Genomic DNA, 21,560 nt, shown 5'->3' with positions numbered 1-21,560 from the left:
CTATAAAGAATATTAACCGATAGAAGGTCTACGGAAACCACTATCATAAACAATAAGTAATGAATACAGATCCAATCGCAGATTATCTTACCCGTGTAAGAAATGCTATTAAAGCCAACCATAGGGTTGTGGAAATACCAGCATCAAATCTGAAAAAGGAAATCACTAAGGTGCTTTTCGACAAAGGTTACATCGCGAACTACAAGTTTGAGGATAATGGTCCGCAAGGAACTATTAAAGTGGCATTAAAATACCACCCGATAACTAAAATTTCTGCTATCCGCAGCATCGCTCGTATCAGTAAACCTGGTTTAAGGAAATACGCAGGCACAGATAACTTGCCAAGAGTATTAAATGGTTTAGGTATCGCCATACTGTCAACTTCTCACGGTATAATGACCGATAAAGAAGCTCGTCAGCAAAACATTGGTGGTGAGGTTTTATGCTACGTATATTAATCAGGAGGAATTAAGCAATGTCAAGAGTAGGAAAAGCACCAATAGCACTGCCACAAGGCGTATCGATAACTGTATCTCCAGAGAACCTGGTAACAGTTAAAGGCCCTAAAGGTGTGTTAACACAAGCTGTAGACAGTGATATCATTGTTGAGCAGGAAGAAGGAAATTTATTGGTTAAACGCCCTTCTGAGCAAAAACGCCACAAAGCATTACACGGTTTATACCGCGCACTTTTAAATAACATGGTTGTAGGTGTAACTGAAGGTTACAAATTACAACAAGAGTTAGTAGGTGTAGGTTATCGTGCCACAAATACAGGTAATACATTAGATTTAGTGTTGGGTTACTCTCACCACTATGTATTTGAATTACCAAAAGAAATTACAGTAACAACAACTGCTGAAAAGGGTAAAAACCCAACCATCATACTTGAATCAATTGATAAACAATTAATTGGCCAGGTAGCTGCAAAAATACGCTCACTACGTACACCAGAGCCTTATAAAGGTAAGGGTATCAAGTTTGTTGGCGAGATATTGAGAAGAAAAGCAGGTAAATCAGCATCTAAAAAATAATCGTCATGGGAGCTAAATTATCAAGAAGAGACAGAATAAAGAAAGGTATCAGAAAACGCCTTTCAGGTTCAACAGCGCGTCCGCGCTTGTCTGTATACAGAAGCAATAAAGGTATTTATGCCCAGATCATTGACGATGTATCCGGAAAAACTATAGTATCAGCATCATCTTTATCAAAAGATTTTGTAGCAACAGCAGGTACCAAGTCAGACCAATCAGTAGCCGTAGGCAAACTGGTTGCTGAAAAAGCTATCGCAGCAGGTATTAAAGATGTTGTTTTCGATAGGAACGGTTATTTGTACCACGGCCGTGTTAAGTCACTTGCTGAAGGTGCACGTGAAGGTGGTTTAAACTTTTAATCGAATCAAGAAATGTCAACAATCAACATAAAAAGAGTAAAAACAAGCGAGATCGAATTAAAAGACCGCTTGGTAAGCATACAACGTGTTGCCAAAGTAACAAAAGGTGGCCGTACATTCAGTTTCTCTGCCATTGTGGTAGTAGGTGACGAAAATGGCGTTGTAGGTTATGGCTTAGGTAAAGCAAAAGAGGTTACCGAAGCTATTGCCAAAGGTATTGATGATGCAAAAAAGAACTTAGTAAAAGTTCCAATCATTAACGGTACTGTACCTCATGAGCAAATAGGTAAATTTTCAGGCGGTTTTGTTTTCATAAAACCAGCTGCTAATGGTACCGGTGTAATTGCAGGTGGTGCAATGCGTGCAGTATTAGAGTCTGCAGGTGTTCACAACGTATTGGCAAAATCAAAAGGATCATCAAACCCACACAACGTGGTTAAGGCAACTGTATCAGCGTTATCACAATTACGTGATGCTTATACTGTGGCTCAACATCGCGGCGTTAATTTAGGTAAAGTATTTAACGGATAATCATCATGGCAAAAATCAAAATAACACAGATTAAAAGCGTGATCGATAGAAGTGAGCGCCAGAAAAAGACTGTTGAGGCCCTGGGCTTACGCAAGATCAACCACAGTGTGGAAGTTGAAGCTACTCCAGCTATCATCGGTATGGTAAAGAAAGTTAATCATTTGGTAGCGGTAGAAAATATTTAATATCATGAATTTAAGTAATTTAAAACCTGCAGAAGGTTCTACTAAAAATAGAAAAAGAATTGGCCGTGGTACAGGTTCTGGCCGTGGCGGTACATCAACCCGCGGTCATAAGGGCGCAGGTTCACGTTCAGGTAACAAAACTAAAATTGGTTTTGAAGGTGGCCAGATGCCATTGCAACGTCGTGTTCCTAAGGTAGGCTTTAAAAACCCTAACCGTGTTGAGTACGTTGGTGTAAACCTTGATGTGTTACAACAACTGGTTGAGCAATATACACTCACTTCAGTTGATTTTGACACACTGAAAGCACATGGTTTAGCTTCAAGAAACGACCTGGTTAAGATCCTTGGTCGCGGCGAGCTAAAAGCAACTTTAGAGGTTAAGGCACATGCATTTACCGCAACTGCACAAAAAGCTATTGAAGCAGCTGGCGGCACCATAGTTAAGCTATAATTTTTCAAATGAAGAATTTTTTCACCACATTATCCAATATCTGGAAAATCGAGGATTTAAGAGTGCGTATAACTAACACACTCTTATTTCTTTTAATATATCGTGTAGGCTGCGTAGTTGTTTTACCTGGTGTCGATCCAGCATCATTAAACACACATGCTAAAGAAGGCCTGCTTGGTTTACTGAACATGTTTGCAGGTGGTGCGTTTTCGCATGCATCAATTTTTGCATTAGGCGTAATGCCGTACATCTCAGCCTCAATTGTGGTGCAATTGCTGGGTATAGCTGTACCTTACTTTGCTAAACTGCAAAAAGAAGGCGAAAGCGGCCAGAACAAAATAAACCAGTGGACCCGCTATCTGACAATAGCTATTACTGCTTTACAGGCTATCGGTTATCTGAAATCACAGATCACCGGTGATGCCCGTTTAATTGCGGACCCGGTGTTTACTATTCTGAACGTATTCGTATTAACCTCAGGTACATTATTTGTAATGTGGCTTGGTGAAAGAATCACTGATAAAGGTATTGGTAATGGTATATCATTAATTATAATGGTGGGTATCATTGCTCAACTACCAGGCGCTGTAGCAACAGAGTTTTTAACCCGTACAGGCGGCCAGGGTGGTTTAGTAACTTTTGTGGTTGAACTTGTAGCGCTTATAGCTGTAGTAATGTTCACTATCCTGATTGTTCAGGGTACAAGAAAAATTGCGGTACAATATGCAAAACGTATAGTTGGTAACAAACAATATGGCGGTGTACGCCAGTATATACCATTAAAGGTAAATGCGGCAGGTGTAATGCCTATCATATTTGCACAGGCTTTAATGTTTATACCTGCGTATATACCATCACTGTTCCCGAGTATAGCTGCTAACCCTACAGTAATGGCGTTAGCTAACTATAACTCATGGCCACATAACTTATTGTTTGCTGTATTGATCATCCTGTTCACTTACTTCTACACCGCTATCACTGTTAATCCTAACCAAATGGCGGATGACATGAAAAAGAACGGTGGATTTGTACCGGGTGTAAAACCAGGTATGGCAACAGCCAACTTTATAGACGATATTATTTCAAAGATAACTTTACCGGGCTCAATTGCACTGGCTATTATAGCTGTTATACCTGCTCTTGCAAGTATGATAGGTGTTACTCCAATATTTGCACGTTTCTTCGGTGGTACATCACTGATCATCCTGGTAGGTGTTATATTGGATACCTTACAGCAAATAGAAAGTCATTTATTAATGCGTCATTATGATGGATTAATGAAAACGGGTAGAATAAAAGGTCGTAGCTCAGCACCCGCGGTTACAGGAACCAACCCGGTTATCTAATTTAACAGCATGTCAAAGATCAATTATAAGTCTGTCGAAGAGATAGAACTCATAAGAGAAAGTTCTTTACTTGTTTCTAAAACGCTTGGAGAGATCGCTAAGGTGATTGCTCCAGGCGTTAAAACTATAGAGTTAAACAAACTTGCCGAGACCTATATCCGCGATAACGGCGGGGTTCCAGCTTTTTTAAATTATCATGGATTTCCTTATTCATTATGCATTTCGCCTAATGACCAGGTTGTGCATGGCTTCCCGGGCCAAAAGGTTTTGGTTGAAGGTGATTTAATATCAGTTGACTGTGGTGTTATTTTAAATAAATACTACGGCGACTCGGCATTTACCTTTGCCGTAGGTGAAGTTAGCGAAACTGTTAAAACATTGATGCGTGTAACCAGGGAATGTCTTGACCTTGGGATTGAGAAGGCTGTGGTGGGCATGAGGATAGGTGATATAGGCTACGCGGTACAGGAGCATGCTGAAAAGCATGGGTTTGGTGTAGTAAAGGAATTGGTGGGGCACGGCGTTGGATTGCATTTGCATGAAAAGCCTGAAGTACCGAACTATGGTAAGCGCGGATCGGGCATAAAATTGGAGGAAGGGATGGTAATTGCCATTGAGCCGATGATAAATGCAGGCCGTGCCGGTGTTAAGTTTTGGGATGATGGATGGACAGTATCAACAGTTGATAAGAAGCCATCGGCCCATTATGAGCATACAGTAGCCGTAGGCAAGGGTAAAGTAGACATTTTATCAACTTTTTCGTACGTTGATAATGTTTTAAATAAATAAATAAAAAGTAAAAAAAAATTATTAATTTTGCATCCCGGTTTTAGGGCGGATAATTAAGTAATAATCAGTAAAATATGGCTAAACAATCATCGATTGAACAGGACGGAACAATTCGGGAAGCATTATCTAATGCAATGTTCAGGGTTGAACTAGAGAATGGCCATGAGATTATTGCGCATATTTCCGGAAAAATGCGGATGCACTACATCAAAATTTTACCTGGCGACAGAGTGAAACTAGAGATGAGTCCGTATGATTTAACAAAAGGTAGAATAACCTATAGATATAAATAATTAAAGAGATGAAAGTTAGAGCATCCATTAAAAAACGCAGTGTTGATTGCAAGATCATCCGCCGCAACGGGAAACTTTATGTTATAAACAAAAAGAACCCGAAGTATAAACAACGTCAGGGATAATTAAAAAGATTGTAATAATTCGTACAACGGTGGCCCGCCGTTCGATTATTACCTAAAAGCACAAACAAAAAATATGGCAAGGATATCAGGTATTGATTTACCAAAAAACAAAAGAGGAGAGATAGGGTTAACCTATATCTACGGCATTGGCCGCTCAACAGCTCAAAACATTTTAACCGAGGCTGGTATTAGTTTTGATACTAAGGTTCAGGATTGGAATGATGATCAGTTAGCTACCATTCGTGGTATCATTAACGATCAGATCAAAGTTGAAGGCGCTCTGCGTTCAGAAGTTCAGCTTAACATCAAACGTTTGATGGATATAGGTTGTTACCGTGGTACACGCCACCGTAAAGGTTTACCATTACGTGGTCAGCGTACTAAAAATAACTCACGTACCCGTAAAGGAAAACGTAAAACAGTTGCTAACAAAAAGAAAGCTACTAAATAGTAATTGATGAATGATCAACGGGGCAGTATATATGCGCTTAGATCATTTGGACTATATATTATAAATAAATAGTTAGCAGGTCCGGGTTAAATTGTTAACCTAATAATCTGATAACTCAATAATTAAAAAAATGGCTAAGAGCAAAAAAGTTACCAAAAAACGCGTTGTTATAGTTGAGCCTATCGGTGAAGCACACATCAATGCTACTTTTAACAATATCATCATCACCCTTACTAACAGAACAGGCCAGGCTATTTCATGGTCGTCAGCTGGTAAAATGGGTTTCAAAGGTTCAAAAAAGAATACCCCTTATGCTGCCGGCCAAGCTGCTGCCGATTGCGGTAAAGTTGCTTATGATTTAGGCTTACGTAAGGTAGAAGTATTTGTAAAAGGCCCGGGCGCTGGTCGTGAATCAGCTATCCGTACTTTGCAAACTGCAGGTATTGAAGTAACCACTATAAAAGACATCACACCGCTTCCGCATAACGGTTGTCGTCCTTCAAAAAGAAGAAGAGTTTAATTAATATATTTTTTAAAGCTAAGATTCAGCAGCTGCGGGCTGTCTGATACTTTAAAACAACACAAAAATGGCTAGATATACAGGTCCAAAATCAAAAATTGCACGTCGTTTCCGTGAGCCGATCTTCGGTCCGGACAAAGCGTTAGAAAGAAAAAACTATCCACCAGGAATGCATGGCGCTTCTAAAAGAAGAGGAAAGCAATCAGAGTATTCAACTCAGCTGATGGAAAAACAAAAAGTAAAATACACTTACGGTGTGTTGGAAAAACAATTCGAAAACTTGTTTCACCGTGCTTCTTCAAAAGAAGGTATCACTGGTGAAAACTTATTAAAGTTTTTAGAAGCCCGTTTAGATAACGCAGTTTACCGTTTAGGTATTGCGCCAACCCGTTCAGCTGCCCGTCAGTTGGTAGGCCACAAACACATCAATGTGAATGGCGAAGTGGTTAACATTGCTTCTTATCAATTAAAAGCAGGCGACGTTATCTCGGTACGTGAAAAATCAAAATCTCTTGAAGCTATTTCGCATTCAGTTGCTGGCAGAAAGATCAATAAATATAGCTGGTTGGAATGGGATGCTGCCGAATTAACCGGTAAATTCCTTAACTATCCAAACCGCGATGAGATTCCTGAAAACATCAAGGAAAACCTGATCGTCGAGTTATACTCAAAATAATAACGATACTTATACACATAATGGTTGGTAATTTTTACCAATCATTTTTGTGGTTTAATCAAATCAATTCGTAAACAATAAACAAAGGATATAAATGGCAATTTTAGCATTTCAAAAACCAGACAAGGTTATCATGCAGAAATCAACTGATTTTGATGGCACGTTTGAGTTTCGTCCGTTAGAACCAGGTTTCGGTATAACCATTGGTAATGCTCTGCGTCGTATCTTACTTTCATCATTAGAAGGTTATGCGATTACTTCTGTACGTTTCTCAGGAGTGATGCATGAGTTTTCTACAATCAAAGGTGTTGTTGAAGATGTTACCGAGATCATACTGAACCTTAAACAGGTACGCTTCAAAAAAACAGGCGAATCTGGCGACAGCGAAAAAATATTCGTGATCATTAATGGTCAGGATGCTTTTAAAGCTGGCGATATCAGCAAGTTCTCTAACAACTTTACAGTTTTAAATCCTGACCTTGTTATCTGTAACATGGACTCTTCAGTAACGCTTGAAATTGAGCTTACTATCAATAAGGGTCGTGGTTACATCCCAAGCGACGAAAATAAAAACCCTGATGCTAATGTAGGTGTAATAGCTATCGATTCTATTTTCACCCCAATCAAAAACGTAAAGTTCACTATTGAAAACTATCGTGTTGAACAAAAAACAGACTACGAAAAATTAGTACTGGATATTACAACTGATGGTTCAATACACCCTGAAGATGCCCTTAAGGAAGCAGCTAAGATCCTGATCCAGCACTTTATGCTGTTCAGCGATGAAAACATGATGCTTGAAGCACAGGCTAAGGAAGAAACTAAAGAAGTTGACGAAGAGATCCTGCACATGCGCAAGATCCTGAAAACTGAATTGGTTGACCTTGATCTTTCAGTACGTGCATTAAATTGCCTTAAAGCGGCTGACATCCGCAGCCTGGCTGATTTAGTATCATACGATGTTGCTGACATGTTAAAATTCAGAAACTTCGGTAAAAAATCATTAACTGAAATTCAGGACCTGGTTAAATCAAAAGGATTATCTTTCGGTATGAACCTGTCTAAATTTAAGTTAGACGAAGAATAATTTAATAGAATCAAGATTCAAGGAACAAGAGTCAGGAATCAAGAACAAAGATTTAGTCTTGATTCCTGACTCTTAATTCTTGAATCTATAATAACAAATAACAGCGAAGGCATAATTCCGAGGGCTTGAGGTAATCGCCCAACGGTATGCACGTGCTAAAATTAAAAAACAATGAGACACGGAAAAAAACACAATCACTTAGGCCGTACTACCAGCCACCGCAAAGCGATGCTGAGTAACATGGCGACTTCGCTTATTTTACACAAGCGTATTACTACAACATTAGCTAAAGCAAAAGCTTTACGCGTATATGTTGAGCCAATCTTAACTAAATCAAAAAGCGACACTACTCACTCACGTCGTACAGCATTTAGCTATTTACAGGATAAAGATGCAGTTAGCATCCTGTTCCGTGATATAGCTGAGAAAATTGCTAACCGTCCGGGTGGTTACACACGTATCATCAAAATGGAAAACCGTTTAGGTGACAATGCTGAAATGGCACTGATTGAATTAGTAGATTATAACACTGTTTACGGTGGCGATAACGCTCAAACAGCTAAAAAGACAACCCGTCGTCGTGGTGGTTCAGCTAAAGCTAAGGCTCCTGTTGCACAGGATACTGCTGCTGCTCCAGTTGCAGAGGTTATTGAAGCGCCTGTTGTTGACGAAGCTCCAGTAGCAGAAGCTCCTGCTGCCGAAGAAGCACCAGCTGCTGATAACGAAGAAAACGCTGAAAAAGGAGAATAATTAATCCCTCTTTCAATTAATATTAAAGGCCCTGATCATTTGATCAGGGCCTTTTTTGTTGGTCGTTAGTTCGGTCTTACCCAAGCTTGCTATTATCAAGCAAAGCAATCCTCCAGAGTACAGAGCGGTTATGCATATGCGTTTGCTTATCTTGTGAAGCCGCTCATGGGCGCGGAGCCCTAGTTCTTTTGTCTTGACACAAAAGAACCAAAAAGTCAAGACAAAAAGATCCTTCCACCCACAGGCAAAACACCCAGGCCCGCGCTTTTTGTCAGGCCATTGCCCGCTTTTAATTACGTTTCAATTAAAGCTCTTTCCTTATGAAAAGCGTTGTGAGGTTCCTTTTTTCGTCAGTAGAACAGCATCGGATGAAGTCAGGCAAAACGATGGTGGCCTTGCGCGTGGCAGGACATAGGAAATTTTTGCAGCGCATGGGGTGGTGTACACAATATGGCCGCAAAAAGCTTCCAGCCCAGGTTTTGCCTGAGTTGCAAGGCAAATGCCCAGTGCGGCAAAGAAGCATTTCTACTGGCTTGCATTTTTGGTCCTTTTGTGGCGAAGACAATACGGCGAAGCCCTCTTGAGCACATTTGAAAATAAACAACTTGCGAAAAACGACTAAAGCCCTAGCGGCTATGAGCGATACCATGCGACTCAACAGACAATAATCGTGCTCTGCATAGCATAGAGATTGCTTCGTCCCTCGCAATGACGCGTTGAGAGTTGGATCTTAAACAAAAAGCGCCCTGTTCCAAAAGAACAGGGCGCTTCTATTATATATCAATTAATAATTAATGACCACTAATATCGCCACTGCCTGATTTTGATTTAACAACATGCTGTGCGCCACCGGTGTAGCTAACATCACCTGAGCCTGATACCGAAGCATCAAGACTACCGCTAACGTTAATAGCAGCGTCGCCAGAGCCTGTTACATGTACAGAGGTATTTACAGTAGCCAGTTCTTTAGCGGTGAAATCACCTGAGCCTGATACATGCACTGCTGAAGTTTCAGCATGGCCTGAAAGCTTCATATCGCCCGAACCTGAGATACTGGCTTCTAACGATTTTACGTCAACCTTCCCAATCACATCGCCTGAACCACTTACTCTTATTTTCAGTGAATTTGCTTTGATACCTTCCTTAAAAAACACATCGCCTGAACCGGTAATGCCAATGCTGTTGATATCTTTTACTGAAACATAAACAGCTATCTTTTTATGGGTTAACCCGCTCCAGTTCCAGCCAGAATTGTTTTTGTCATGTATCTTTAATTCGCCACCCTCAACTTCAGTAACAATTTTGTTGATAACATCAGCAGGGGCTTCAACTCTTACCGATTCAGTACCGTTTTGTACAATGTATACATCAAATGAACCGGCAGCGTCAACGGCGTTAAAGCCTGTAAGGTGGCGGTCCTGTACGGTATTGTCTGTTTTAACTTTTGCAGTTGCAGGTGTGTTTGCAAAAGTATAGTTGGCGCCGGTTAGTAATGCGGCTGCCAATAAGATTTTAGTAATTGATTTCATAATCTATGAGTTTGTTTGGTTATAAGACGCCTGGTATATAGAACTAGTTGCACGAAAATTCAAAAAAATTAAGCCCTTTATAAATCCTTTTATATAAGCAGGGATCTATAAAGGGCAATTTACTGAATTAGCCGGTACTGTTAAAGATTAAATCATTAATCTACCAATACGCCTATATAATAGTTAAAAGTATCAACCTCAACGTTATCTTTATTTACGCTGGGGATGTTAATAAGCGTAGGTTGTACTCTTGAGCTAACGGGGCCTCTTCCGTTGGTTGCTTTTGGTGTAAAGTATTTGTATTCAGCGCCTTTCATCCTTATTCTTACCGGCATATTAAAATCAGGGATACAGCCTGTCCACATACAGTATAATTTACCTTTTTTATTAGTGATGTACAATACGGGCAAATTGGTATAATGTAGGTATTGATCAAAAACAGGTTTTAAGTTTTGGCCTGAGTGATCAGAAATATAATTTACAATATCATTATAGGTAACTGTTTGGTGATAAAAAGTTTTATTTAGTCCCCGTAAAATACTGCGCCATTTTTCATCATCATTAATAATAGTACGCACCATATTTAAAATAACCGAACCTTTATCATACATATCTTCCGCACCTTCTTTATTAACGCCGTATGGGCCAACTATAGGTCTGTCATTAGCTATACCATTACGTAAACCGTGCACATATTCCTGCCCGGCTTGTTTGCCGTAGAATGTTTCAACAAATAATGATTCAGAGTAATCGGTAAAAGATTCATGTATCCACATGTCGGCCAGATCTTTTGAAGTAATGTTGTTGCCAAACCATTCGTGCCCACTTTCATGTATAATAATATAGTCGAATTTTAAGCCCCATCCGGTGTGGGAAAGATCCATACCCAAATAGCCATTCATGTAATGATTGCCGTAGGCTATACCGCTTTGATGTTCCATACCTAAATGCGGCGTTTCAATCAGCTTATAACCATCCTCATAAAAAGGATAGGGCCCAAACCAGTGCTCATGCGATTGCAGCATCCGCTTTACATTTGCGCCGAATTGCTTTTTAGCTTGCTCCAGGTGATAGGGCAGTACCCAGTAATCAAGACTTAGCTTGCCTTTTTCGCCATCATAAGTATCGCTGAAATGGGTATAATCACCAATGTTGGCAGCTATATCATAGTTGTTTATAGGGTTAGCTACAAACCAATCAAACTGCGTATAGCCATTGCCCAGGTCGGTCACTTTGCGTAATCGGCCATTTGATACGTCTTTTAGCCCCGTAGGTACACTTATGCTAATCAAAGCACTATCTACCTCATCAGCCTGCTGGTCCTTATTAGGCCACCACATGCTCGCTCCATCGCCCTGGCAGGCAGTAGCCACCCATGGCTTGTTTAATGAATCTTTTTTATAAACTACACCACCATCCCATGGCGCATTTTTGGCGATGGTAGGGTTGCCCGAGTAATAAACCGTAAATTCATCTTTGCTGCCCTTGCTTATGGTATTAGGGAAAGTAACAAATACAGCATTAGCTTCTCGCGTGTATGGCACTTCGGCACCTTTATAAACCACTTTTTCAATCTTCAGGTTATCATACAGGTCGAACTGCAACCGGGTGAAATCCTGTGTAGCGGTATATTTGAAAAGTACATTACCGCTGATGGATTTATTGTCGATATCAAACTTAACATCCAGGTGGTAGTAATTAATATCGTAGCAGGTACGAAACGGTGAATATATATTGCCACGCAGGGTATCGGCGTGGGTAAATGTATCTTTAGGCGTACCCAGTTGGGCCTTTGCATTAAAAGATAGGATCCCTAGAAAAACTATCAGTAATCTGTTTAATTTCATTTGTTTTGTCAGTCAGTTAAACGGCTAAAATACTCAAAGCATTAATAATACAAGTTAAAAATTATTAATAAGTTCGCAGCATTTTAGAGGCTTATTCCTTGTCTTATTTATAATGAAGAAGATTAAATTAATTATTCCGGCTATCCTACTAACCGTATTATTAGGCGGTTGCAGTTTTATAGGTAACGTATTCAGTTATAAGGATACCAGTAAACAATTTTGTGAAGCGCTGATACATGAGGATTACAATAAATGTACTTCATTAATGGATCTGCAGGGGGTAAATGCTCAATATGTAGATACTATCCAAAAATCGCTCAAACTGGTGCATCAATCCCTTGTGCAGAATTTTGGTACTAAGCTGGATTATTCATTTGAAACAGCGCAGAAAACCTTTTCAACCCGGTCAGACGGTACAGCGCCGGGGCAAACCGTTTTCCGTATGCAGGTCTCCAATGCAACGGAGTTTGGCGAGGTACAGGTGATATTTAACGATAAATCGCAAAAGATCTTCAACTTTAATTTGCTCGATGTAAAGCAGAAGATCCCTAACATGACCACCTTTTGGCTTTTTGCGATTATACCGCTCCTTATACTAGCCCTTAATATTTATGTTATTGTGCAGATAAGGCGCAGCAATATAAAACGCAAATGGCTCAAGTATTTAGCCGTTATCTTGTTGAATGTGCCAACTATTGGTTACAATGCGGTGGGTGGTATATTCTTTAAATTGCTCAGCGTTCAGATTTTATTCGGGTTAACTTTTGCCTACACAGGCTATTTAAATTCGGTATGGGCATTTGGTGTGCCGCTGGGTAGCTTGTTTGTGCTGTTTATGCTGAAAATGGGTTACTATAAAACAAAGGATGCAGGTTCAATAAAAGAGGATTAAACTATCCGCCACAATTGACTTAATACTAACATAATTGAGCTTTTTTAGCTGCAGATAATGCTTAACTTTGCTCGCAAATTTACACTACTATGCAATATGATGTTATCGTTATCGGTTCGGGCCCTGGTGGCTATGTAGCCGCTATACGTGCTGCCCAATTGGGTTTAAAAACTGCCTGTATCGAAAAATATTCAACCTTTGGCGGTACCTGCCTTAATGTGGGCTGTATCCCTTCAAAGGCTTTACTTGATTCTTCTGAGCATTATTACAATGCATCACATACCTTCAAAACCCACGGTATCAACCTTGATAATTTATCGGTTGATCTAACCCAGATGATGAAGCGCAAAACAGAGGTTGTTGCTAAAAATACCAGTGGTATTACCTTCCTGTTCAAAAAAAATAAAATTGATTCATACCAGGGTGTGGGTTCTTTTAAAGACAAAAACACCGTTGTTATAACCAAAACCGATGGTACTACCCAGGAGATCACCGGCACCAATGTTATTATAGCTACCGGTTCAAAACCATCAAGCCTGCCTTTTATCAAGATCGATAAAAAACGCATCATTACCTCAACCGAGGCTTTAACGCTTACCGAAATACCTAAACACCTGATATTAATAGGCGGTGGTGTTATTGGGTTAGAGCTAGGCTCAGTTTATGCCCGTTTAGGTGCAAAGGTTTCTGTAATTGAGTTTATGGACTCCATTATCCCGACTATGGATAAGAGCCTGGGTAAGGAACTGCAAAAAGTAATGCAGAAACAAGGTGTTGAGTTTTACTTAGGCCACAAAGTTACCGGCGCTACTGTAAAAGGTAAAGAAGTAACCGTAACATTTGATAGCCCAACCGGCGAAAAGAAAGAGCTGAAAGGCGATTACTGCCTTGTTGCTGTAGGCCGTATTGCTTATACTGATGGTTTAGGTTTAGATAAAATTGGCCTTGCCGTTGAAGAACGCGGTAGAAAAGTAGCCGTTAACGATCATCTGGAAACCAGTGTTAAGGGGGTTTATGCCATAGGCGATGTGATCCGTGGCGCTATGCTTGCCCACAAAGCTGAGGACGAAGGTACATTGGTTGCTGAAACCATTGCCGGACAAAAACCACATATTAACTACAACCTGATACCGGGTGTAGTGTATACCTGGCCAGAAGTTGCAGCCGTTGGCCAAACCGAGGAGCAATTAAAAGAGGCAGGCGTTAAATACAAAACAGGTTCATTCCCTTTCAGGGCGAGCGGCAGGGCAGTAGCCAGCGGCGATCTGGATGGTTTTGTGAAAGTTTTGGCAGATGCTGCTACCGACGAGATATTAGGTGTACACATCATCGGTCCGCGTGCTGCGGATATGATTGCTGAAGCCGTTATATCCATGGAGTTCCGCGCATCAGCAGAGGATGTATCACGTGCCAGCCATGCTCACCCAACGTATACCGAAGCATTCCGCGAAGCTTGTTTAGCAGCTACGGATAACAGACCTATACATATTTAGGTAATAAATAGGTTACAACCAGTAACAATAAAAGCAAAAAGCGGTCTACTTAAAAAGTAAGCCGCTTTTTATATTTTAGGGAACCTAATAAAATATAAGGGCAATAAAAATGTTTAAACAACAATCGGTATATTAACTAAATTCGCCCTGATGAAGATTGATAAAAGCCTGTGGACACTGGTATTTATTTGTGTTATAAACTCCCTGGGTTTTGGTATCATAGTTCCGTTAATGTACACCTTTGGTAAAAGGTATGGCATAAATGAACAATCACTTAGCTGGTTAACGGCTGCATATTCTATAGCACAATTAATAGCTACGCCAATTTTAGGGTCGCTTTCTGATAAATACGGCCGCAAGCCATTACTGGCTATTAGTTTGATAGGCACTTGTATCAGCTTTATTATGTTTGCCGAGGCACGGGGCGTGATCCTGTTGTTTGCAGCAAGGATATTGGACGGTTTAACCGGGGGAAATATATCAGTTGCACAGGCTATAGTTTCTGATACTTCAACACCTGCAAACAGGGCCAGGCGGTTTGGTATATTAAGTTCGGCTTTTGCTTTTGGCTTTGTGATCGGTCCGGCAGTAGGTGGTTTATTGAGTAGGTTTGGTTTGCAGGCGCCATTCTTTTTCGCGGCTGGGATCTCTTTCCTGGGCGTACTGGCAACTGTGTTTTTCCTGAAGGAAACCAACCCGGTTGGCCATAAAACCATAGCTGCTGCCGAACCCAAAAAGCTTTTCTCATCATTTTCAACGCTTAAAGTGCCTGTTGTGGGCATCGCCATTTTTATAGGCTTTTTACTCACCATGGCGCAATTCACCATGATCATCGGCTTCCAGACCTTTACGGTTGATACCTTGAAGCTATCGCCCAATAACATCGGCTTACTTTATACCGGCTTCGCTGCTATGGGCATTATTATGCAGTTGTGCATACCCTTGTTTACAAGGCTCATCAGTTCACGAACGGTAATTCTATTAGGCTCAACATTTTTATGCTTTGCAGCTATGTTTTTTGCAGGATTTACGGCTACCATATTAACATTTGCGGTTTGCATATGTATTTATGGCTTGTTTAATGGCTTGCGCAACCCCATGCTCAACGCCATTATTGCCGATAACAACACTAATAAAAGTCAGGGAGCCATACTTGGGTTTAACCAATCCTGCGCATCAATAGGGCAAACGCTGGGGCCGATAGCAGCTGGATTCATCACCATGATATCTATACATGCGGTGTTCTTCCTGTCGTCATTTTATATACTGATCGCTTTTTTGTTCACGTTCCGTTTAAAGGATAAAGAGCATAGCGTTGCAACATGCCGAACAACCGCGCAGGTTTGATGTTAATGGAGAATGAAAGCTTTAACAGATACCGGCATTGTATTACTCAGCATGGTCGGTATGGAAGCGTTTTCGTGGGCCATTCACAAATATCTTTTTCACGGCCCCTTGTGGTTCATCCATAAAAGCCACCACGGTCATAAGCATGGTAAGTTTGAGCTGAATGATCTTTTCAGTGTCCTGTTTGCATCAATAGCCTTATGGCTGATGTGGCTCGGTCATATCATGCTCGACTATCGTTTTTGGATGGGAACAGGAATCAGCCTGTATGGCATCATCTACTTTATTTTCCACGATTGGTTCATACATAACCGTTTCAAATCTTTTAAAACCAATAACAAATACCTGTTGAAAATCCGTAGGGCGCACAAACTGCACCATAAATCCATGGAGAAACATCCCGCTGAAGAGTTTGGACTATTAGTAATCAGCAGAAAAAAATCAAAATAAAAAGGGATTCTCACATCCTGAAAATCCCTTTAATCTGAATAAAATCCTGGTTCAGACCGCTACCACATGCTTACCCTTTTTATACCCTATAGCGGCAAAATAAAGGATGAACAGATAGATAGGCACTAATATAATATAAGCGGTTTGCGCGGTCATGGCATCAACCAGTAAACCATATATCGGCGGGAAAACGGCTGCACCTGCGATACCCATTACCAGTAATGATGAACCTATTTTGGTAAATCTGCCTAAGCCTGATAATGCCAAAGGCCATATAGCAGGCCACATGAGCGAGTTAGCTAAGCCTAAAAGCGCTATGCATGATATTGAAACCCACTTAGGGGCAAACAATGCTATAACAGTTAATACAGTACCCAATACAGCCGAATATACCAAAGCCTTTTGCTGCGAAATATACTTAGGTATAAATATGATACCTGCAAAATAACCAACAACCATGCAAATGAGCGTAGCTGATGCCAGGTATCGCGCTTCAGATAATGGGATATGGTGCGATACGCCATAACCGATGATAGAATCGCCTGCTATAACTTCGGCACCTACGTAGAAGAACAGGGCAATTACACCTATAATTAAGTGCGGAAATTCAAATATGCTGGTTTTGCCTGAGTTGGCGGCAGCTACATTTTCATCTTCGTGATCGGTATCAATTTCGGGCAGGCCGGAGAAGTAGATCAGTACAGCTAATATTACTAATACAATAACAATTAAAACATAAGGTAGGATCACCCTTGATGCCAATTCATTTAATTCGGTAATTTTTTCGGCCGGACTAAGTTTGGCAAGGTTGGCGGTAAATGCATCGATATTTTTTAAAACTACTGCACCCAGGGCAAGCGGTGCTAACACACCGGCAAATTTATTAAAGATGCCCATGATGCTGATACGCTTTGCAGCACTTTCGGGTGGCCCGATAATGGTAATATAAGGGTTTGAGGCCGATTGCAATACCGCCAAACCTGTACCCTGAACAAAAAGGCCCAGTAAAAACACAGCATAGACCCTGGTTAATGCGGCAGGAATAAAAATAAGCGCTCCAACAGCAATAATAGCAAGGCCAATAGCCATCCCATTTTTAAAACCATATTTTTTGAGCACCCAGGCCGATGGTTTAGCCATAAGCAGGTAGGCAATATAAAATGCACTTGCAACTAAAAAGGATTCAAAATTATTCAGCTCGCAGGCTATCCTTAAATAAGGTATTAAAACTGAATTCATCCAGGTTACAAACCCGAATATGAAAAACAATGCGCCGATAATTATTACCGGGTTTATTGCTGACTTTTTAGCTGGTGCTGTCATTTTTACTTCTTTAAATATTTTAATAAGTGAATTGAAGTTTCTAAAATAATTAAAAAAGATTAAAGTTTATGCAGGGTTGTTAGAAATTTAATAATAATAAGTGATTTTATCGCGCTGGCTTAAAACAGACTTACGAAGTTTTCAAAACTTCGTAAGTCTTATAGAGTAGAGTGATTGAAGATTATTCAGCTTTTATACTATTCACAGGTTTGGCAATTGCAGCCTTGCCAGCCTGGAAACTGACCGTTAAAATGGCAATTGCTATAGCCAGTAGCCCCGAACATGCAAATATCGGCCAGCTGATATGGATGCGATAATCATAATTCAACAGCCACTTATTCATGGCATACCAGCCGATAGGTACAGCAATAATAATAGCTATGACCACCAGGGCTACAAATTCTTTGGTAAGCAGTTGTATAATGCTGCTTACACTTGCACCCAAAACTTTGCGTATGCCAATCTCTTTTGAGCGGCTTTCGGCCATATAAGTAGCCAGACCGAATAAACCTAAGCAGGAAATAATAATAGTAAGGCTCGCAAAAACTGCCGCAAGGGTGCCTGTACGTACTTCATCATGAAATTTTTCATTATATTTTTCATCAACAAATTTGTATTGAAAAGGGTAGGCAGGGTTATATTTCTTAAAGATGGTTTCTGCCAGTTTCAAATCTGCAGACACAGGTTTGTTTGGATTAAGCCTGAAATTTATGGCACTGTACCACCATGTTTTTGAGCCAAAGACCAACATAGGGCCTACTGGCTGATATGGTGAACCGATGATAAAATCCTTAAATACGCCAACAATAGCTACAGGCTTTCCGCCAGCGCGTATACTTTGCCCAACAGGATTTTTGAAACCTATTGCCTTTGCTGTCGACTCATTTATTACAACTGACATGGTATCGGCAGGATATTCAACCAGGTTAATATCCCGCCCTTCAACCATTTTCAATCCTACCGTTTTAACAAAATCGCCTGTGGTAGCAAACTGGCTAAACACAACTTGTCTGTGTGATGGGTCCATATTGCCCCATTCCAATCCGCTGGTAGTACTGCCGTCCATAGTAACCGATGTGCTGGTTTTACATACTGCGGTAACCGCGCCACTGCTGATCAACTCGTTTTTCAGCGCTTCATAATTTTTGTTAATGTCGCCATTAATAGGGTGTTCTACCAGGTCGCTGCGGCTATAGCCATTGTCACGATCCTGTACATATTTAATTTGTTTATAAATGATAAGGGTAGCAATGATTAAAACAATAGCCACTGTAAACTGGATAACCACCAGCAGCTTGCGGGGCGAAAAGAACGAAACAGCTGATTTAAATGTGCCGCTAAGCACCTTTATGGGGTTAAAACCCGATAAAAAGAAAGCCGGGTAGCTACCTGCCAATAACCCGGTAATAAGTATAAAACCAAAAATACAGCTCCATAAAACGGGGCTTGAGTAATCAATAAAAAGCTGCTTATCGGTAAGCTGGTTAAATGAGGGAAGGCATAACTGCACAATGATGAGTGCGAATATCCCGGCAATGGCGGCAATTAATATAGATTCTGTTAAGAACTGCTTTACGAGCGCGAGCCTGTTGGCCCCGATCACTTTGCGCACGCCTACTTCCTTAGCACGTTTTACGCTGCGGGCAGTGCTCATATTCATAAAGTTGATGCAGGCTATTAACAGAATAAGGCAGGCAATAACAAACATCAGGCGCACGGTTTCAATTTTGCCTCCGGCAATTTTTCCATTCTCAAAACTGGAGTATAAATGCCATTTACTGATGGGGTGCAGAAATACCTGCTCGGCTATTGAGGTATCATGCTTAAGTATGATGTTCTCGATTTTTTTATCGAATTGTTCAACACTAGTTCCTGGTTGTAACTGTACATAGGTATTGTAGCTGTTTGAATTCCATTGTTTTTCATCATTCTTTAGCAATGGGTTTCCGGCAAGTGATACCAGGTACTCAAAATCAAACTGGGTGTTGTTGGGCAGGTCCTTCATTACCCCGCTTACTTTGTAGGTGTCCTTATCGTTTATCCTAACCAGCTTATCCATGGGATCGGCATTGCCAAAGATCTTTTTAGCCAGCTGTTGTGTTAGTACTATATTTTTAATATCATCCAAAGCATGACCAGGATTGCCTTTTAACAACGGAAAACTGAACATGGTTAAAAAAGGTTTTTCAACATCGAGCCCGTTTGCGGTAATAGCTTTATCACCATAATTAAACAGGCGTTCGGTAGACCAGAACACGCGGGCAACGGCCTTTACTTCCGGAAACTGCTGCAAAGCCGGGGTAACCGCCGCAGTTGTTACGTCCCAGCAGCTAATAGGGTTATCACCATTTTTTACTGATTTGTTCCATAATTTATACAAATCGGCCTTATTGGTATGGAACTGATCATAACTTAACTCATTTTGTATCCAGGCAAATATCAATATGGCACCGGCCATGCCGATGGTGAGGCCTGCGATGTTAAGCGATGAGAACGCCTTTTTTTTCCATAAGCTGCGCCAGGCAATTTTAAAATAGTTTTTGATCATGGTACAATTGGATTTAGATCAATCTGTCTAAAATTTATGCCATTTGTTTAATATATTGATAATGAGATGTTTAATTGGTATTTTTTAATTTAAAATGTACGGAAACGAACAGTGTATGTTCGAGAGTATTACAGGTTTGTAACATAGTTCAATATCCAAACTTACGAAGTCTTTAAGACTTCGTAAGTTTCATTCTGCATATAAATCTCTTAGTGTTCTTTGTGAATGTCCTTAGTGATCTCTGTGGTTAATTTTACCACAGAGATCACTAAGGACATTCACAAAGAACCACAGAGCTAAAATAGTAAGCTGCTATAAAAAGGACATTTGGTACAGATTCAAGTTTTATTCAGCGAGTTTCAAATCCAATTTAAATTCCGAAATTCGCCCCTTTACATCCGGAACTAAAATGCTGCAAATACAGGAAAACATCTCACTTGAAAATTTTAACACCTTTGGTATCGAAGTTTTTGCCAGATATTTTATTGAGATAAACCACCCCAATGAACTGATCGAGCTTTTTATGGACCCGCAATGGTTCAATATGGAGCGGCTTATTTTAGGTGGAGGTAGCAATATGTTGTTCCGTAAGGATTTTGACGGTTTGGTTATCCGCATGAATATCCGTGGGATTGATCATCGTATTAACCGTGATGAAGTTTTTGTGGCAGCGGGTGCAGGTGAAGTATGGAACGACCTGGTAAACTATTGCGTAAAGCACGAATATGCCGGATTGGAGAATCTGAGCCTGATCCCCGGATCGGTAGGGGCATCGCCCATACAAAACATAGGCGCTTATGGTGTGGAACTGAAAGATGTATTCTTTAGCTGTAATGCTTTTGAAATTGCCTCGGGCAAATTCAAAACTTTTATGAAGGAGGACTGCAACTTTGATTACCGCGATAGTGTTTTTAAAAATGATATGAAAGGCCAGTACATTATTGTATCGGTAAAGTTCCGCTTATCATTGGTGCCCGATCTTAAACTGCATTACGGCGCGATAAAGGAAGAGTTGGAAAAAAGGCATATCACCGAACCTACCATTAAGGATGTATCAGAAGTAGTATCGCATATACGGGTATCCAAACTACCCGACCCATCAACCATAGGTAATGCCGGCAGCTTTTTCAAAAATCCTGTAATTGATAAGGATGAATTTCAGGCTATTCAATCTTTTTTCCCTGATGTAGTGAATTACCCGGCGGGCAACGGACAGGTAAAACTGGCTGCTGGCTGGCTCATTGAGCAATGCGGATGGAAGGGAATTATAGTGGGCCGCACGGGTACATGGAAGAACCAGGCGCTGGTTTTAGTGAACCACGGGGACGCATCGGGCGAAGAAGTGTACACTCTTTCGTCGCAAATCATAGACAGTGTGTACACTAAATTTGGCGTTAAGCTGGAGCGTGAAGTAAACATTATCGGCTAAATAAATTTAGTTGAAATAAATTTATCTGCTCACTATTTTTATTGATTTACCGTATGCAATAAGCGTGAAACTTAAATATTATCGCTGTATAAAGGTTTGTTTTCCA

Annotated in this window: 24 protein-coding genes; 20 read left to right on the top strand and 4 right to left on the bottom strand. The window is 40.5% G+C overall.

All coding sequences use genetic code 11. The features are described 5' to 3' along the window. Positions 1-59 precede the first annotated feature (59 nt). From rpsH to rplQ, 15 genes are all read left to right on the top strand, one after another. Positions 60-458, top strand: coding sequence for a 30S ribosomal protein S8 (gene rpsH / locus BLU33_RS18265; RefSeq protein ID WP_091376351.1), 399 nt, complete (start codon positions 60-62; stop codon positions 456-458). Positions 459-475: 17 nt separating this feature from the next. Continuing rightward, complete coding sequence (rplF, locus tag BLU33_RS18260) at positions 476-1,033, top strand: 50S ribosomal protein L6 (protein WP_091376348.1); 558 nt, start codon at positions 476-478, stop codon at positions 1,031-1,033. Positions 1,034-1,038: 5 nt separating this feature from the next. Further along, positions 1,039-1,392, top strand: a complete 354-nt coding sequence (rplR, locus tag BLU33_RS18255) for a 50S ribosomal protein L18 (RefSeq protein WP_091376346.1) — start codon at positions 1,039-1,041, stop codon at positions 1,390-1,392. Positions 1,393-1,404: 12 nt separating this feature from the next. After that, a complete protein-coding gene (rpsE, locus tag BLU33_RS18250) occupies positions 1,405-1,923 on the top strand; it encodes a 30S ribosomal protein S5 (RefSeq protein WP_091376343.1) in 519 nt (172 codons plus the stop codon). Positions 1,924-1,928: 5 nt separating this feature from the next. Next, a complete protein-coding gene (gene rpmD / locus BLU33_RS18245; protein ID WP_091376340.1) occupies positions 1,929-2,108 on the top strand; it encodes a 50S ribosomal protein L30 in 180 nt (59 codons plus the stop codon). 4 nt (positions 2,109-2,112) lie between these two features. Continuing rightward, on the top strand, positions 2,113-2,559 hold the full coding sequence (rplO, locus tag BLU33_RS18240; protein ID WP_091376336.1) for a 50S ribosomal protein L15: 447 nt from the start codon (positions 2,113-2,115) through the stop codon (positions 2,557-2,559). Between the two features lie 8 nt (positions 2,560-2,567). Further along, positions 2,568-3,905 carry a preprotein translocase subunit SecY gene (secY, locus tag BLU33_RS18235; protein ID WP_091376334.1) on the top strand — a complete coding sequence of 446 codons (1,338 nt, stop codon included), beginning with the start codon at positions 2,568-2,570 and terminating at the stop codon, positions 3,903-3,905. A 9-nt stretch (positions 3,906-3,914) separates the two neighbouring features. After that, positions 3,915-4,694 (top strand): type I methionyl aminopeptidase, encoded by a 780-nt coding sequence (map, locus tag BLU33_RS18230; RefSeq protein ID WP_091376332.1) that lies wholly within the window; start codon positions 3,915-3,917, stop codon positions 4,692-4,694. 74 nt (positions 4,695-4,768) lie between these two features. Continuing rightward, positions 4,769-4,987: a translation initiation factor IF-1 gene (gene infA, locus BLU33_RS18225; RefSeq protein ID WP_022833270.1), complete on the top strand. Its 219-nt coding sequence runs from the start codon at positions 4,769-4,771 to the stop codon at positions 4,985-4,987. An 8-nt stretch (positions 4,988-4,995) separates the two neighbouring features. Continuing rightward, the gene (gene rpmJ / locus BLU33_RS18220) at positions 4,996-5,112 is read left to right on the top strand and encodes a 50S ribosomal protein L36 (RefSeq protein WP_073405774.1); all 117 of its coding nucleotides are present in this window, start codon (positions 4,996-4,998) and stop codon (positions 5,110-5,112) included. A gap of 73 nt (positions 5,113-5,185) precedes the next feature. Continuing rightward, positions 5,186-5,563 carry a 30S ribosomal protein S13 gene (gene rpsM, locus BLU33_RS18215; RefSeq protein ID WP_091376329.1) on the top strand — a complete coding sequence of 126 codons (378 nt, stop codon included), beginning with the start codon at positions 5,186-5,188 and terminating at the stop codon, positions 5,561-5,563. A gap of 130 nt (positions 5,564-5,693) precedes the next feature. Then, on the top strand, positions 5,694-6,083 hold the full coding sequence (gene rpsK / locus BLU33_RS18210) for a 30S ribosomal protein S11 (RefSeq protein ID WP_091376326.1): 390 nt from the start codon (positions 5,694-5,696) through the stop codon (positions 6,081-6,083). A 67-nt stretch (positions 6,084-6,150) separates the two neighbouring features. Beyond that, positions 6,151-6,759 carry a 30S ribosomal protein S4 gene (rpsD, locus tag BLU33_RS18205; RefSeq protein WP_091376324.1) on the top strand — a complete coding sequence of 203 codons (609 nt, stop codon included), beginning with the start codon at positions 6,151-6,153 and terminating at the stop codon, positions 6,757-6,759. Between the two features lie 94 nt (positions 6,760-6,853). Then, positions 6,854-7,846, top strand: coding sequence for a DNA-directed RNA polymerase subunit alpha (locus BLU33_RS18200; RefSeq protein ID WP_091376319.1), 993 nt, complete (start codon positions 6,854-6,856; stop codon positions 7,844-7,846). 171 nt (positions 7,847-8,017) lie between these two features. Next, positions 8,018-8,596 (top strand): 50S ribosomal protein L17, encoded by a 579-nt coding sequence (rplQ, locus tag BLU33_RS18195; RefSeq protein ID WP_091376316.1) that lies wholly within the window; start codon positions 8,018-8,020, stop codon positions 8,594-8,596. Between the two features lie 791 nt (positions 8,597-9,387). Here rplQ and BLU33_RS18190 read toward each other — a convergent pair. Next, positions 9,388-10,125, bottom strand: coding sequence for a head GIN domain-containing protein (locus BLU33_RS18190; RefSeq protein WP_091376313.1), 738 nt, complete (start codon positions 10,123-10,125; stop codon positions 9,388-9,390). 155 nt (positions 10,126-10,280) lie between these two features. Then, complete coding sequence (locus BLU33_RS18185) at positions 10,281-11,972, bottom strand: M1 family metallopeptidase (RefSeq protein WP_091376311.1); 1,692 nt, start codon at positions 11,970-11,972, stop codon at positions 10,281-10,283. A 112-nt stretch (positions 11,973-12,084) separates the two neighbouring features. Here BLU33_RS18185 and BLU33_RS18180 point away from each other — a divergent pair, with 112 nt between their 5' ends. From BLU33_RS18180 to BLU33_RS18165, 4 genes are all read left to right on the top strand, one after another. Continuing rightward, positions 12,085-12,864, top strand: a complete 780-nt coding sequence (locus tag BLU33_RS18180; protein ID WP_091376308.1) for a hypothetical protein — start codon at positions 12,085-12,087, stop codon at positions 12,862-12,864. Positions 12,865-12,953: 89 nt separating this feature from the next. Next, complete coding sequence (gene lpdA / locus BLU33_RS18175; protein ID WP_091376305.1) at positions 12,954-14,357, top strand: dihydrolipoyl dehydrogenase; 1,404 nt, start codon at positions 12,954-12,956, stop codon at positions 14,355-14,357. A 150-nt stretch (positions 14,358-14,507) separates the two neighbouring features. Beyond that, positions 14,508-15,704 (top strand): MFS transporter, encoded by a 1,197-nt coding sequence (locus BLU33_RS18170; protein WP_091376303.1) that lies wholly within the window; start codon positions 14,508-14,510, stop codon positions 15,702-15,704. Between the two features lie 12 nt (positions 15,705-15,716). Continuing rightward, the gene (locus BLU33_RS18165; RefSeq protein WP_091376300.1) at positions 15,717-16,154 is read left to right on the top strand and encodes a sterol desaturase family protein; all 438 of its coding nucleotides are present in this window, start codon (positions 15,717-15,719) and stop codon (positions 16,152-16,154) included. Positions 16,155-16,205: 51 nt separating this feature from the next. Here BLU33_RS18165 and BLU33_RS18160 read toward each other — a convergent pair whose 3' ends face one another. Continuing rightward, positions 16,206-17,477 (bottom strand): sugar MFS transporter, encoded by a 1,272-nt coding sequence (locus BLU33_RS18160; RefSeq protein WP_091376297.1) that lies wholly within the window; start codon positions 17,475-17,477, stop codon positions 16,206-16,208. A 181-nt stretch (positions 17,478-17,658) separates the two neighbouring features. Continuing rightward, positions 17,659-20,025: an ABC transporter permease gene (locus BLU33_RS18155; protein ID WP_091376295.1), complete on the bottom strand. Its 2,367-nt coding sequence runs from the start codon at positions 20,023-20,025 to the stop codon at positions 17,659-17,661. 409 nt (positions 20,026-20,434) lie between these two features. Between BLU33_RS18155 and murB the strand changes: the two genes are divergently transcribed. Further along, complete coding sequence (gene murB, locus BLU33_RS18150; protein WP_091376292.1) at positions 20,435-21,454, top strand: UDP-N-acetylmuramate dehydrogenase; 1,020 nt, start codon at positions 20,435-20,437, stop codon at positions 21,452-21,454. The last annotated feature ends 106 nt before the right edge of the window (positions 21,455-21,560 follow it).

Origin of the sequence: Mucilaginibacter mallensis (assembly GCF_900105165.1) — a bacterium.
In the GTDB taxonomy this organism is placed as follows: Bacteria; Bacteroidota; Bacteroidia; order Sphingobacteriales; family Sphingobacteriaceae; genus Mucilaginibacter; species Mucilaginibacter mallensis.
The sequence above is the reverse complement of the archived record's forward strand: the minus strand, read 5'-3'. Positions and strand labels throughout refer to the sequence as shown.

Bases quoted from the DNA above. Each gene is read 5' to 3' on its own strand.
- rpsH (WP_091376351.1), top strand. From the start codon at position 60: ATGAATACAGATCCAATCGCAGATTATCTTACCCGTGTAAGAAATGCT.
- rplF (WP_091376348.1), top strand. From the start codon at position 476: ATGTCAAGAGTAGGAAAAGCACCAATAGCACTGCCACAAGGCGTATCG.
- rplR (WP_091376346.1), top strand. From the start codon at position 1,039: ATGGGAGCTAAATTATCAAGAAGAGACAGAATAAAGAAAGGTATCAGA.
- rpsE (WP_091376343.1), top strand. From the start codon at position 1,405: ATGTCAACAATCAACATAAAAAGAGTAAAAACAAGCGAGATCGAATTA.
- rpmD (WP_091376340.1), top strand. From the start codon at position 1,929: ATGGCAAAAATCAAAATAACACAGATTAAAAGCGTGATCGATAGAAGT.
- rplO (WP_091376336.1), top strand. From the start codon at position 2,113: ATGAATTTAAGTAATTTAAAACCTGCAGAAGGTTCTACTAAAAATAGA.
- secY (WP_091376334.1), top strand. From the start codon at position 2,568: ATGAAGAATTTTTTCACCACATTATCCAATATCTGGAAAATCGAGGAT.
- map (WP_091376332.1), top strand. From the start codon at position 3,915: ATGTCAAAGATCAATTATAAGTCTGTCGAAGAGATAGAACTCATAAGA.
- infA (WP_022833270.1), top strand. From the start codon at position 4,769: ATGGCTAAACAATCATCGATTGAACAGGACGGAACAATTCGGGAAGCA.
- rpmJ (WP_073405774.1), top strand. From the start codon at position 4,996: ATGAAAGTTAGAGCATCCATTAAAAAACGCAGTGTTGATTGCAAGATC.
- rpsM (WP_091376329.1), top strand. From the start codon at position 5,186: ATGGCAAGGATATCAGGTATTGATTTACCAAAAAACAAAAGAGGAGAG.
- rpsK (WP_091376326.1), top strand. From the start codon at position 5,694: ATGGCTAAGAGCAAAAAAGTTACCAAAAAACGCGTTGTTATAGTTGAG.
- rpsD (WP_091376324.1), top strand. From the start codon at position 6,151: ATGGCTAGATATACAGGTCCAAAATCAAAAATTGCACGTCGTTTCCGT.
- BLU33_RS18200 (WP_091376319.1), top strand. From the start codon at position 6,854: ATGGCAATTTTAGCATTTCAAAAACCAGACAAGGTTATCATGCAGAAA.
- rplQ (WP_091376316.1), top strand. From the start codon at position 8,018: ATGAGACACGGAAAAAAACACAATCACTTAGGCCGTACTACCAGCCAC.
- BLU33_RS18190 (WP_091376313.1), bottom strand. From the start codon at position 10,125: ATGAAATCAATTACTAAAATCTTATTGGCAGCCGCATTACTAACCGGC.
- BLU33_RS18185 (WP_091376311.1), bottom strand. From the start codon at position 11,972: ATGAAATTAAACAGATTACTGATAGTTTTTCTAGGGATCCTATCTTTT.
- BLU33_RS18180 (WP_091376308.1), top strand. From the start codon at position 12,085: ATGAAGAAGATTAAATTAATTATTCCGGCTATCCTACTAACCGTATTA.
- lpdA (WP_091376305.1), top strand. From the start codon at position 12,954: ATGCAATATGATGTTATCGTTATCGGTTCGGGCCCTGGTGGCTATGTA.
- BLU33_RS18170 (WP_091376303.1), top strand. From the start codon at position 14,508: ATGAAGATTGATAAAAGCCTGTGGACACTGGTATTTATTTGTGTTATA.
- BLU33_RS18165 (WP_091376300.1), top strand. From the start codon at position 15,717: ATGAAAGCTTTAACAGATACCGGCATTGTATTACTCAGCATGGTCGGT.
- BLU33_RS18160 (WP_091376297.1), bottom strand. From the start codon at position 17,477: ATGACAGCACCAGCTAAAAAGTCAGCAATAAACCCGGTAATAATTATC.
- BLU33_RS18155 (WP_091376295.1), bottom strand. From the start codon at position 20,025: ATGATCAAAAACTATTTTAAAATTGCCTGGCGCAGCTTATGGAAAAAA.
- murB (WP_091376292.1), top strand. From the start codon at position 20,435: ATGCTGCAAATACAGGAAAACATCTCACTTGAAAATTTTAACACCTTT.